A 13493-nucleotide genomic window follows, 5' to 3' on the forward strand; every position below is an offset into this window, starting at 1 on the left:
AACTGCCAAGCAAATCAGTCTGGATCTGTTGGATATGTGACGAATCCGCTGAGCCAATGGTCCTATCTCACGCCGTCGGACCTCGAAGAATGGTGGAGAATAGTAACAAGTGCAATGGTCCCCGTGTACAAGGGGAAAATGCTACGGCCGATACCTACTTCAAGGATGTGGTGCTAGGTGAGTCAGGGAAACACTTCCCGCCCAGTTGTCAACGGCATGCTCAGCCAGGTTCCGGACAATGATCCGGAGGAGACTCGGGAGTGGATTGAGTCGTTAGAAGGGCTTATTGCAGAAAAGGGCGCGCCGCGCGCACGTTACTTGTTGCTGTCGATGCTGGATGAAGCCCGTCGTCGTGACGTGTCTGTTCCTCTTGAGGTGACGACACCATACATCAACACGATTCCCGTCGAGCAGGAACCCTACTTCCCCGGAGACGAATCCATCGAACGGCAGTATCGTCGCTGGATCCGCTGGAATGCCGCTGTCATGGTGACGCGGGCCCAGCGTAAGGGAGTGGGCGTGGGCGGCCATATTTCCTCGTACGCTTCCGTAGCGACTCTGTACGAGGTGGGTCTCAACCACTTCTTCCGTGGCAAGGACCACCCGGGCGGTGGCGACCACATTTTCTTCCAGGGACACGCTTCCCCTGGCAACTATGCTCGCGCCTTCGTTGAGGGCCGCTTGGACGAGGAGGACCTAGACGGCTTCCGTCAGCAAGCTTCGACTGAGAATGGTCTTCCCTCATACCCACACCCTCGTCAAATGGACTGGTTCTGGGAGTACCCGACAGTGTCTCTGGGCCTGGGCCCGGCAGCCGCGATCTACCAGGCGTGGGTCGACAAGTACCTACACATGCGCGGCCTCAAGGACACCAGCGAGCAGCACACCTGGGCGTTCCTTGGCGACGGTGAGATGGACGAACCCGAATCGCGCGGCTTGCTTCAGCTCGCCGCTGTTCAGGGACTCGACAACCTGACCTTCGTTATCAACTGCAACCTACAACGCCTCGATGGACCGGTGCGTGGTAACGGCAAGGTAATTCAGGAACTTGAAGCGTTCTTCAAGGGTGCCGGTTGGAACGTCATTAAGGTGGTCTGGGGCCGCGGGTGGGACCAGCTGTTGGCTGCTGACAAAGACCACGCGCTAGTCAACGTCATGAATGAAACCATTGACGGCGACTACCAAACCTTCAAGGCCAACGACGGAGCATACGTTCGCGAGCACTTCTTCGGCCGTGATCCGCGTACTAAAGCAATGGTTGAGAACTGGACCGACGAGCAGATTTGGGATCTTCGTCGCGGCGGTCATGACTACCGGAAAGTGTTTGCCGCCTACAAGGCAGCAATGGAGCATACCGGACAGCCAACTGTAATCCTGGCTCACACAATCAAGGGATACGCCCTGGGACCCTCGTTTGCTGGACGCAACTCAACCCACCAGATGAAGAAGCTCTCCCCCGACGACGCGAAGTTATTACGCGACCAGCTACACATCCCGATCTCGGACGAGGAACTAGATAAGAACCCCTACGCCCCTCCGTACTACCGTCCATCCGAGGACGATCCAGCATTGCTCTACATGAAAGAGCGTCGCGAACAACTAGGTGGTTACCTCCCCGAACGCAAAGCATTCGAGCCAAAGTGGCCAACTGTTCCGGACAAACCCTTCAAGTCGCTAGGTAAGGGGTCTGGCTCACAAGAGGTTGCGACCACCATGGCCTTCGTCCGCGCTCTAAAGGACCTAATGCGTGACAAGGAGGTCGGCAAGTACGTCGTGCCGATTATTCCGGATGAGGCCCGCACCTTCGGCCTTGACTCAATCTTCCCGACCGCCAAGATCTTCAATACCCACGGTCAGAACTACACCGCAGTTGACGCAGACATGATGCTGTCTTACAAGGAGTCGACCGAGGGCCAGATACTGCACACCGGGATCACCGAGGCCGGTTCCGCCGCGGCACTGCAGACGGCCGGTACCGCCTACACAACGCATGACGTGCCGCTTCTTCCCGTCTATATCTTCTACTCAATGTTCGGATTCCAACGCACGGGCGATCAGTTCTGGGCGGCCGCCGACATGCTGACAAAGGGTTTCGTCATCGGTGCAACCGCTGGGCGCACCACGCTCACCGGTGAGGGCCTGCAACACCTCGACGGGCACTCGCAACTCTTGGCGGCGACCAACCACGGTTTTGTCTCCTACGATCCCGCATACGCGTACGAAATCAAGTACATCTTCAAAGATGGCATTCAGCGCATGTACGGTAAGGACGATCCACGCGACTCAGAGGTGATGTACTACCTGACCGTCTACAACGAGCCGATGATTCAACCCGCCGAGCCGGATAATCTGGATGTAGAGGGCGTTATCAAGGGCATTTACAAGCTTGAGGATCACACCGGAAATGGTCCCAAGGCCCAAATCCTCGCCTCGGGCGTCGGCGTGCCGTGGGCACGTGAAGCTCGCCGTCTCCTCGCAGAAGATTGGGGCGTCGACGCTGCGGTTTGGTCGGTCACTTCATGGAATGAGTTGCGTCGCGATGGAGTCGATGTAGATCAACACAACTTCCTGCATCCAGAAGACGAACCCCGGGTTCCATTCCTCAGCAGGCAACTTGCTGGGGCCGAAGGACCCTTCGTCGCTACTTCTGACTGGGCAACTTTAGTTCACGATCAGATCCGCCCCTGGATTCCGGGTCAGTACCTGACGCTGGGGACCGATGGCTTTGGTATTTCGGATACCCGTCGCGCGGCTCGTCGCTACTTCCACGTGGACGCGGAGTCCACTGCCACCCGTGTTTTGCAGGGATTGGCGAACGAGGGGAAAATTGACCGTTCCGTAGTTCAGCAAGCTATTGAGAAGTATCAGTTGTTCAACTACGCAATCGACGCAGCCCCGGCTCTGGAGAACTAGAAGCCGGAAACTGGGAAAGCGCCTCGAGATGTTCTCGGGGCGCTTTCAATTTAGAAGGCCGGACGAAGTCAGGTTTGTTGAAGCTATAAATCGGCGACAGTGATTATCACGCTAGTACGATGCAGCGTTGGACGAACCGGAGGCCTCGGAGCCACCTAGTTGCTCGTTGCCAAAACGATCTGCCAAAGCCTCGCTACCCCGCGCAACCAACGTCACATCGGAACCAACCAGAATAAAGTCCGCTCCAGCATCAACATACTCCCGCGCTAGAGTCGGGTCGAAGGCGTTAACTCCTACTGGTTTGCCAACTGACTTTGCGGCTTCGAACACCGACTTGACCGAGGCCACTACATCGGGGTGGGACTGTCTCCCGATTAGTCCCATCGACGCAGCCAGATCGGATGGTCCGACAAACACCGCGTCGATACCGTCCACTGCGAGGATCTGCTCGATGTTTCCCACCGCCTCCGCCGTCTCAATCTGGACTGTTACGCTAACGTAGTCGTTGGCATTCTGAAGGTAGTCACCCACTCTCCCCCATCTTCCCGAGCGGGCCAGCGCGCTTCCGATTCCTCGGATTCCTCGGGGCGGATATGAGGTAGCTTCGACGATTCTTAGGGCCTGCTCGGCCGTGGAAACCATTGGGACGATTACGTTTTGAACACCGAGGTCCAAGACCTGTTTGAGGGTAACTGGGTCATCACTTGCCACACGGACCGCGGGGACAACCGGATAGGCAGCAATGGCTTGAAGTTGAACCTGCATCTCGCTGAGTGATTGCGGAGAATGCTCTGCATCAATCAGAATCCAGTCGAGGCCTGAGCCCGCGCAGATTTCGGCCATCACCGGAGAACCCGAGCAGACCCACATTCCCACGAGGACACCGCGCGACTCACGAAGGCGATCAGCAAGAGTCGGCGGAAGTGAAGAAGTCATAACTACTCCTAAATTTAGATCGCTCAGACGAAGCAGAGCCGCATCTCGATGCTAGCGCCGCAGTTCAAGGCAGATTGATCATCATGCTGACTGCGGCGGCACCTGGAGGCCCAAGCGGATATCGAATCTACACAAAGCGGCAGGAGACCGTTCCCATTGGCCCATAGTCCGCCAAGACCGTGTCTCCCTTTTCCGCCCACATTGGGCGAGTAAAAGAACCAGCCAACACGATGTCCCCCGCTCGAAGAATCTCACCGTGTTGCGCTAGCTTCCCTGCCAGCCATGCAACACCCGTCGCAGGGTGATTCAGCACTGCGGCTGCAACCCCGGACTCTTCGATCGTCTGATTGCGATATAGCAGGGCTGACACCCAGCGTAAGTCAAGAGCGTCCGGAGCCATCGGGTTTCCGCCGTAGACCATCGCCCCCATCGCGGCGTTGTCACTGATGGTATCGACTATGGTGCGTCCCTCCATTTCGATCCTGGACGAGAGAATCTCCAGTGCGGGAACCACGTACTCTGTAGCGCGCAAAACATCAAAAATGTTCACGTCGGTTCCGGCGAGTTCGTCCTTTAGGACGAATGCCAGCTCCACCTCGATCCGCACGTTCGAAAAGCGATCGAATGGAATCTCTTCACCGTTTTCATACACCATGTCGTCGAATATCGCACCGTAATCCGGTTCAGTAATCCCTGTCGCAGCTTGCATGACCTTGCTGGTGAGGCCGATTTTTCGCCCAACTAGCCGCCGACCAGCTTGAACTCCGCGATCGACCCACTTCGCTTGAACAGCGTAAGAGTCTTCCACCACCATCTCCGGGTACCGTGCGGTGAGCAGGGGAATCATCGAGCGTGATTCTTCCGCCTCAGCCAAATCATTCGCAATCTTCGTCAACTCTGTGTCTGTCAACATGAGAACTTCCTTAGGTCCGTACGAAAAGTGTGCAACATTGCCTCGCCGCGGCTGCGAAGACACCCGCCAGTGTGGGATTTAAAGACACCATCGTCTTTAAATCCCACACTGAGATCGAGGTATTACAACTGGCTTCCGAGCTTGAACTCGCCCAACTTCCACTCTGGCATTGACGCCTCGTCACCCTCCCGAGTGTATGAAAAGCCGTCCGCACCTATTGTGGCCTCCAGTTCGCTCTCGTCCGTTCGAGCCACCAGTGGCTGGATATTGTCATCTAGATCCATCACAAGCGATGCGTCCCGGTACCAGGACGGCACAACCGGCGTGCCCCACCAGTCTCGACGCTGGTTGTCGTGAACGTCCCATGAGACCTTTGGATTATCTGGGTCACCGGTGTAGTAGTCCTGCGTGTAGATCTCTACTCGGTGACCATCTGGGTCGCGGAGATAAAGATAGAACGCATTGGATACACCGTGACGTCCCGGACCGCGTTCGATCCTGTCGGACTGACGAAGAGCACCTAGCTTGTCACAGATAGCCAGAATATTGTGCTTTTCGTGAGTAGCGAACGCAATGTGGTGCATACGCGGACCGTCACCACCCGTCATCGCCGTGTCGTGAACGGTCGGCTTGCGACGAACCCAGGCCGCATAGACCGTTCCGTCCTCGTCCACAATGTCCTCAGTAACCCTGAACCCAAGGTCCTCCATGTACCCGATCGCACGTGGGACGTTGGGGGTCACCTGGTTGAAGTGATCAAGCCGGACCAGCGCTCCGGGAGTATAGAGGTCATAGCGCCACGCGAGACGTTCGACGTGGTCAACGTCGTAGAAGAACTCGTAAGGGAACCCTAGAGGGTCTTGAACACGGATGATTTCCCCCATGCCGGGAACAACTCCGGCTTCAACTCGGTCAACCCTACAGTCCATTTCCTTGTAGAACGCCGCTGCTTTATCTAGATCCTCGGGAGAACGAACGCGGAACCCGAAAGCACGAATCGCCGCCTGATCGCCCTTGCGAAGTACTAGGTTGTGGTGGATGAACTCCTCCAGCGAGCGCAGGTAGATTTCATTCTCATTTTCTTCTGTCACAACTAAACCGAGGACATCAGCGTAGAACTCACGCGAAGCCTCAAGGTCTGTGACAACCATGTCCATGTATGCAACGCGCAAGATGTCTGGCGGCGGCGAAGCTGGCGTGTTGATTGGGACTGAACCAAGTATCGTGGCCGCATCCAGATTTTTTGTGTTTTCTTTTACTTTATTCATGAGAGCACCTTTGCTTTCTTAGAAAATTGAGTCACTAGATTCACGGATAATTAGGAATGCCGGAAGCACCGCTTCCTTAATATGACTACTGTTTGCCGAATGTTGGGTTATGGACCTCACCCAGGTTGATGTGCACCGCCTGCTGATCGGTGTAGAAGTCAATCGAGCGGTATCCTCCCTCATGACCCAGGCCCGACGCCTTGACGCCCCCGAAGGGGGTGCGGAGATCGCGCACATTGTTAGAGTTCAGCCACACCATTCCCGCATCGACGTTCTGCGCGAAGTTGTGGGCGCGCTTCAAATCATTGGTCCAAATGTAGGCAGCAAGACCGTACTTGGTGTCGTTTGCCAATGCGAGTGCTTCCTCATCGCTATCGAATGGCGTGATGGCGACGACCGGACCGAAGATCTCTTCTTGGAAGATACGAGCATCCGGCCGAACATCGGCAAACACCGTGGGAGCAACAAAGTTTCCTACAGGGAACCCCTGGGGCCTGCCGCCGCCAGCGACGAGACGTCCCTCTTCCTTGCCGAGTTCGACGTAGCTCATAACCTTCTCGTAGTGCTCTGGGTGCACCAGTGCACCAACCTCAGTGCTTGGGTCGGAAGGAAGACCGACCTTCACACGAGAGGCTTGCTCGGCATAGCGCTCGACAAACTCGTCATAGATATCGCGGTGGACCAGGATTCGCGAACCGGCAGTACAACGCTCGCCGTTTAGCGAGAAGACCCCGAAGATTGTTGCATCGATAGCATCATCGAGATTGGCGTCAGCGAACACCACCGCCGGAGACTTGCCGCCAAGCTCCATCGACAACCCCTTAAGGAACGGGGCCGAGTTGGCGAAAATAAGACTTCCAGTCGACGACTCTCCGGTAAATGAAATAAGAGGAACGTCGGGATGCTTAACCAGTGAATCCCCCGCACTCTCGCCGAATCCATTAACAAGATTGAAGACGCCTGCAGGAACGCCAGCTTTCTCGAAAATCTCGCCCCATAGGGAAGCCGACAACGGAGTGAACTCAGCGGGCTTCAAGACAACAGTGTTGCCCGTTGCCAATGCCGGTGCCAACTTCCAAGACTCAAGCATGAAAGGCGTGTTCCAAGGAGTGATAAGTCCGGCAACGCCAATCGGTTTACGATTGACGTAGTTGATTTGACGACCAGGAACCTTGTAGACGTCATCCGTCTGCGCAACAATCAGGTCTGCGAAGAAACGAAAATTCTCTGCGGCGCGACGAGCCTGGCCCAGCGCCTGGGTGATCGGGAGTCCCGAGTCATAGGACTCGAAGGCCGCAAGCCTTTCGTCCTCGGCCTCGATTAGGTCCGCGACCTTGTGAAGCACTCGGGACCGTTCCCTCGGGAGCATCTTCGGCCAAGGACCCTCATCAAACGCCTTCTTCGCAGCTGACACGGCGCGCTCAATGTCCGCCTTTTGTCCTGAAGCCGCTTCAATATACGCTTCGTTGGTAACCGGATTCAGGACCTCGAACGTCTCCGCTCCTAATGAGGGAACCCGTTCACCATCGATATAGTGAAGAATCTGATCTGGCAAATCTGCTGGTACCGCAACATCGGCAACCACTTTACTGTTGTCGGACACTTGGCCTCCTGTTAATCAGACGAACTAAACCCCAAAAGAGGCCTCGTCAAGCTGGCGGATCAAATACGCATCCATGGTCGCCGTGCGGTGCGCACGGACGGCCTCCTCTATTTCTGAGGGCGGCGCCCCCTTTTCAATGAGTTCCAAAATGGCGGAGTGCTCGCGGACGGACTCCCTTGCCCGTCCCGGAACGAAAGAAAACGTTGACTCGCGCAAATTACCAAGCATCGCCCACTCCGCATGAACCAGATCGCTAAGCCTGTGGTTGGGACAACCAACTAGCAGTGCCTCATGGAACTCCTGGTTCGAGACTGTAAAGACGCGCGGATTGAAGTCTTCCAGCGTCCCTTTCATTACTTCGTTTACCTTGCGGGCCTTCTCGATCTGTTCGGCCTTTAGGTTCGGTGCAGAGAGCGCCGTGGCAGCTCCCTCCATAATGGCTAGCGCCTGCATAGAATCGGCATACTGGGCATCATCGATGAGCTTTACGCAGGCTCCGATATTGCGTTCGAAGGTAACTAGACCCTCTGATTCAAGACGCCGAATCGCCTCCCGAACCGGTACAACGCTCATATCTAGCTCACCCGCGATGGAAGAGAGTACCAGTCGGTATCCGGGACCGTACTGCCGATTCAGGATCCTTTCTTTGAGCCAAAGGTAGGCGCGCTCAGACTTAGATACAGAGGACTTCTTATCCTTCTTCTGTTTCTTGTCCTTTTTCTTTACTGAGTCTGTAGCCATTGCTGGTACCGTTCTTTCCACTCGTCGTTCATAGGAAACAAACCTTCGATGGGGTGTCCATCAGCGATCTGTCGCGCCACCCAGGCGTCCGATACCTCAGCCTTTTCGGCCCCGTCTATGACTTCCTTTAGTAGGTCGACGGGAATGACGATCACTCCATCACGGTCGCCAACAATGATGTCACCCGCGACGACTGTCGTTCCTCCGCACGCAATGGTTCCGTCCACTTCCAAAGGAAAGTGTTTGCGTCCGAGGACCGCCGGGTGAGCTCCCCTCGTATAAACAGGAATCTGAGTATCTGCGACGGCATCGTAGTCACGTACTCCACCGTCAGTTACGATTCCTGCCGCACCTAGAACCTTGGCTCGAAGCGCAAGTATGTCACCCAAAGTGCCCGAACCGCTCTCACCACGGGCTTCGATAACGATGACCTCACCGGGCCCAAGAGAATCAAATGCGCGCTTTTGAGCGTTGTGCCCCCCACCGTACTTCTTGAATAGATCTTCACGACCGGGGAGGAACCGAAGCGTTCTCGCTACCCCGACCATTTTCTGATCTGGATGTACGGCGTTTACACCGTCTACAGTGACGTTGTTTAGGCCCATTTTGCGTAGTTGGGCACTGATAGCCGCGGTCGGCAGATCCATGAGCCGTGAACGTAAGGCATCAGTAAGCGCGGGGGCAGGCTTCAGGCCCCACGCCTCAGAGATCTGCTGAGCATCCGTTGAGGGAACGTCTCCCAGCCCGGGGTCAAAGCTTTTGGTTCCCTCCACTACCGTCGTGACCAGCTTTCCGGAGGTGGCTGATTCGTGCGCCACCTCAACTTCCACGACATCCCCCGGCCGGATAACTGAAGAACCCGCCGGAGTCCCGGTGAGAACTATGTCCCCGGGGTTCAACGTAAGGTGCTGAGAAAGATCAGCGACGATCTGTGCTAACGAAAAGAACATCCCACCGCTCGAGTCTTTCTGGACGACCTCACCGTTAACCCACGTGGTCACGGTGATCATTTCAGGATCCAGGCTAGCTGCGGGAATGCACTTCGGACCGATCGGCGTGTATCCATCCCCTCCCTTCGATCTGACGTTCGATCCCTTATCCGCCTTACGCATGTCATAGATTCCGAGGTCGTTCGCCGCAGTAACCCAACCAACATGGGACCATGCATCTTCTTTAGTCACCCAACGAGTAGGTAGACCGATAATCAGAGCAATTTCTCCCTCAAACGCCAACAGCTCGGCGCCCGCAGGGCGAGTAACGGAGGACCCCGACCGCGCAAGCGAACTGAGCGGCTTAAAGAAATACGACGGCGTCTTGGGTTTGCGTCCACGCTGAGCGGCGCGAGATTCATATGAGAGATGAACTGCGACTATTTTCCCCGGCCTTGCCGGTAGGGCTGCCATAGCTAGTTCATACTCTGGCACTGTCAATGCGCCAGACTTAGAGTCCGTGGTAGATGAACCGGAATCTACAGTCATTTGTCATCCTCCATCAGTGACCCGTTCGCATCGCATATGCGTGACATTCTTGAAAGCTCTCCTGGTGCATTTCGAACCGATCTTTGGTTGACCCTTGCATCATATCTAAAATAATATACGATGTGTTTCACAAGGGCAAGCTAAAGGTGGTTTGTTCCTAATAAGACTCGACAAGGGAGTTACGAGTTATGGCCGAAACTGACTATGTAATTGCTGAGGGGGAAAGAACTCTCAGACCGCCAAGCCTGAAGACCGTATTCAAGGAAAACCCCGATCAGGGCCGCGTCATCGCGGCCACCGTCATTGGCACCTCTCTCGAATGGTATGACTTCTTCGTATATGCAGCGGCAGCCGGGCTAGTTTTCGGCAAACTATTCTTTGAGCCCGCGGGAGGCGGAGCGGCAATGCTCCTCTCCTTTGCGACGGTTGGCGTTTCGTTCCTGTTCCGCCCGTTAGGGGCAATAATCGCGGGCCATTTGGGTGATCGATACGGCAGGCGCGTCGTACTCGTAACAACTCTTTGGACGATGGGGTTAGCAACGGCGGCAATTGGTCTGCTACCCACATATGCAAATATCGGCATCGCCGCACCAATCATTCTGGTTCTGCTACGCGTACTGCAGGGTATTTCCGCTGGCGGCGAGTGGGGCGGCGCCGTCCTTATGGCTGTCGAACACGCGGCGCCGGGTCGACGTGGATTGCTCGGCGCTCCGCCACAAATCGGCGTTCCCCTCGGACTGCTACTTTCATCCGCAGTGATGGCTATCGTCGCTTGGATCGCTCCCGGCGACGCATTCCTTGAGTGGGGTTGGCGAATACCGTTCTTGCTTTCGGTCATATTGGTCTTTGTTGGCTATTGGGTTCGAAAGTCGGTCGAAGAAAGTCCCGTGTTCAAAGAGATCTCAGAGCGTGCGCAAGAAACACGCACTCCCCTTTCTGCCCTTCTCAAGAACTTCCTCCCACTGGTCATTGTTGCGGCACTGGTCTTTGCAGGAAACAGCGCAGTCGGCTACATGACCACCGGAGGGTTCATCCAGGCGTATGCGGCGGACCCGGAGGGACCGCTCGGACTCCCTCGCGCCGATATTCTCTGGGCTGTCGCGGGCGGAGCGGTTGTGTGGCTAGCGTTCACGCTGATCGCTGGTTGGGCATCTGACTTTGTCGGAAGACGCAACGCATACTTCATCGGATGGGGACTCCAGCTTATTGGAGTTCTAGCGCTGTTCCCACTCATCAACCACGGCAGCGCCCTATGGCTGTTCGCCGGCCTCGGATTTCTTAGTATAGGTCTGGGGTTCACCTATGGGCCCCAGGCTGCTTTCTATGCCGAACTCTATCCAGCCTCCGTGAGGTTCTCCGGAGTTTCTATCTCGTATGCTCTCGGCGCAGTTCTGGGCGGGGCATTCTCACCGCTTATCGCACAGTGGCTCCAGCAGTCGACTGGCTCATGGCACGCTATCGTCTGGTACTTGGTCGGGATGACGCTGGTCGGCTTTTTTGCCACGCTGATGTTGCGAGACCGCTCGGGGATCCCCCTCGGTCCCGACCACGAAGCAGAGCAGGCAAAGAGTCCGCTTATCTGGAAGAAGTAGAACGCTGAGACAAGGAGGATCCTCATCGTTCGGGGTTATGTTTGTTCACTCTGTACAAGCTGAAAGGCGGTACGAGCGGTGCTTAGGGTCCTTGGTCTCACATCGACGGGCCACAGAGCAGGGAGATCGCCGACGAGACTGCGGAACGGAGTCCTCGGCACCACCGACAACCGCCGAGCGGATTCCTTAGCCTCGCTGACAAGCAGTGGAGCGGAAACATGGCCGATGTCGTAATTTCCTGAGACTTCATTTTGGAAGGGTAGCCGCAGTCGCCACGTCGAACCGAAACCGTGCGGTTTCCGGCTAAAGACGTGGCTAATGCGGCTGTGTTTCCCATTCGAGGGTGCGTCTCCTGGTGACTGTCACTACACCCTGGCGAGTTTTCTTCGCCTAGTTGAAAGGATTTGGCGTCAGCGTGTACTTCGTTTGAAGGTACTCCTCAATGCCCTCCGGACCACCTTCGCGCCCCAGGCCGGACATCTTCCAACCTCCAAACGGTGCAGCCGCATTCGACACCATCCCCACGTTCAGCCCCATCATGCCGGTTTGAAGAGACTCTATGAGGCGTTGCGCCCTGGCGAGGTCCTGGGTGTACGCATAGGAAACCAATCCGTACTCGGTCGAGTTCGCTAGCGAAATGGCATCTTCTTCTGAGTCGAATGGAACCACCGCGAGAACCGGTCCAAAGATCTCTTCCTTCAAAATATCTGACCCCGGTGCCACGTCGGAGATTACCGTGGGCTCGACAAAGCTCCCGGGGCCTGGAATCGCGACCCCGCCGATCATCAATGAGGCTCCCCGCGCCTTGGCATCAGCGACAAGAGCCAGTGTCTTCTCCACAGCTCGATGATCGATGAGTGGTCCGATCACTACATCCTCCTCGGTGCCTCGACCGATCTTCATCGCCTCAACCCGCTCCGTCACCCGCCTCACGAACTCATCCACAAGACTGCGAGCCACTATAAAACGATTGGCTGCAGTGCAAGCTTGTCCGATATTGCGGAACTTGGCCTGGAGTGCGCCCTCAACAGCTGCGTCAAGATCGGCGTCGTCAAAAACTAGGAACGGCGCATTGCCGCCCAACTCCATCGAAGTACGGAGAACGCCCTGCGCCGCCTGGCGCAAGAGTTGCTGACCAACACCTGTAGACCCCGTAAAAGAAACCTTTCGTAGGGCCGGGTGTTCAATGATTGCTGCCGAGACATCCACCGAGTGAGAGGTGGTAATAACGTTCAGCACGCCGGGCGGCAGACCCACCTCATCGAAAATCTGCGCCAGATAAAGGGTAGTCAACGGGGTTAGCGCAGCGGGCTTGACCACCACCGTGCAGCCGGCGGCAAGCGCTGGTGCAATCTTGCGCGTCGCCATCGCCAAAGGAAAGTTCCAGGGAGTAATCAGAAACGCGGGCCCGACCGGGTGCTTCGTGACAATCGTTCTTCCGGTACCCTCCGGATTCGGCCCATACCGACCATCAACGCGTACAGCCTCTTCGCTGAACCAACGAAGAAATTCCGCTCCGTAAGCTACCTCTCCGCGTGCTTCTGCCAGAGGTTTTCCCATCTCAATCGTCATGAGCAGAGCAAACTCTTCAGCTCGCTTTGTAACCAGGTCGAAAGCACGACGCAGAATGTCTGCCCGTTCCCGTGGCGGCGTTGCCGCCCACGCAGGAAAAGCCGCGTCCGCGGCCCGGACGGCATCTACCCCATCTGCAACAGAAGCACTGGCAATCTTCTTCAGTACTTCGCCCGTAGCAGGGTCGGATACCTCCAACGTTGAGTCGTCCGACGAGGGGCGCCACTGCCCACCAATCAGCAGACCTGTCGGGATCTTCCCTAGCAGTTCGTTCTCAGTTGTCATTTGCACGCTCCCCTTTCAGGAGGGTCAAGGTCGCCCGTGACAACGTCGCTCCGGAACTCAACAATCGTCGATGATCACCGTCATAACCTGTCCAGCAAGCCGGACACGCAAACATATACTGAACGGAGCTACGTCTGTATAGAATCGTATACGATCCATCTCGCGCGGGCAATAAGTCGCGACAAGGATTCT

9 protein-coding genes are annotated in these 13493 nt (G+C 56.2%); 2 read left to right on the forward strand and 7 right to left on the reverse strand.

The window, feature by feature from the left end:
• Positions 1-177: 177 nt before the first annotated feature.
• Positions 178-2913 (forward strand): pyruvate dehydrogenase (acetyl-transferring), homodimeric type, encoded by a 2736-nt coding sequence (gene aceE / locus U6G28_11025; protein WRS30022.1) that lies wholly within the window; start codon positions 178-180, stop codon positions 2911-2913.
• 111 nt (positions 2914-3024) lie between these two features.
• Here the strand turns inward: aceE and U6G28_11030 are convergent, their stop codons facing one another.
• From U6G28_11030 to U6G28_11055, 6 genes are all read right to left on the reverse strand, one after another.
• Positions 3025-3849: an HpcH/HpaI aldolase/citrate lyase family protein gene (locus U6G28_11030; protein WRS30023.1), complete on the reverse strand. Its 825-nt coding sequence runs from the start codon at positions 3847-3849 to the stop codon at positions 3025-3027.
• A 127-nt stretch (positions 3850-3976) separates the two neighbouring features.
• Positions 3977-4762, reverse strand: a complete 786-nt coding sequence (gene hpaH / locus U6G28_11035; GenBank protein WRS30024.1) for a 2-oxo-hepta-3-ene-1,7-dioic acid hydratase — start codon at positions 4760-4762, stop codon at positions 3977-3979.
• A gap of 122 nt (positions 4763-4884) precedes the next feature.
• Entirely contained in the window at positions 4885-6030 is a 1146-nt protein-coding gene (hpaD, locus tag U6G28_11040; protein WRS30025.1) for a 3,4-dihydroxyphenylacetate 2,3-dioxygenase, read from the reverse strand.
• A gap of 85 nt (positions 6031-6115) precedes the next feature.
• Positions 6116-7633 carry a 5-carboxymethyl-2-hydroxymuconate semialdehyde dehydrogenase gene (hpaE, locus tag U6G28_11045; GenBank protein WRS30026.1) on the reverse strand — a complete coding sequence of 506 codons (1518 nt, stop codon included), beginning with the start codon at positions 7631-7633 and terminating at the stop codon, positions 6116-6118.
• A 24-nt stretch (positions 7634-7657) separates the two neighbouring features.
• Complete coding sequence (locus tag U6G28_11050; protein WRS30027.1) at positions 7658-8374, reverse strand: GntR family transcriptional regulator; 717 nt, start codon at positions 8372-8374, stop codon at positions 7658-7660.
• On the reverse strand, positions 8356-9852 hold the full coding sequence (locus U6G28_11055; protein ID WRS30028.1) for a fumarylacetoacetate hydrolase family protein: 1497 nt from the start codon (positions 9850-9852) through the stop codon (positions 8356-8358). The genes U6G28_11050 and U6G28_11055 overlap by 19 nt, the downstream gene beginning before the upstream one ends.
• A gap of 188 nt (positions 9853-10040) precedes the next feature.
• Here U6G28_11055 and U6G28_11060 point away from each other — a divergent pair, with 188 nt between their 5' ends.
• Positions 10041-11444 (forward strand): MFS transporter, encoded by a 1404-nt coding sequence (locus tag U6G28_11060; GenBank protein ID WRS30029.1) that lies wholly within the window; start codon positions 10041-10043, stop codon positions 11442-11444.
• A 390-nt stretch (positions 11445-11834) separates the two neighbouring features.
• Here U6G28_11060 and U6G28_11065 read toward each other — a convergent pair whose 3' ends face one another.
• A complete protein-coding gene (locus tag U6G28_11065; protein WRS30030.1) occupies positions 11835-13301 on the reverse strand; it encodes an NAD-dependent succinate-semialdehyde dehydrogenase in 1467 nt (488 codons plus the stop codon).
• Between the last annotated feature and the right edge of the window lie 192 nt (positions 13302-13493).

The organism is Actinomycetaceae bacterium MB13-C1-2 (genome assembly GCA_035621235.1).
Taxonomy (GTDB): Bacteria; Actinomycetota; Actinomycetes; order Actinomycetales; family Actinomycetaceae; genus Scrofimicrobium.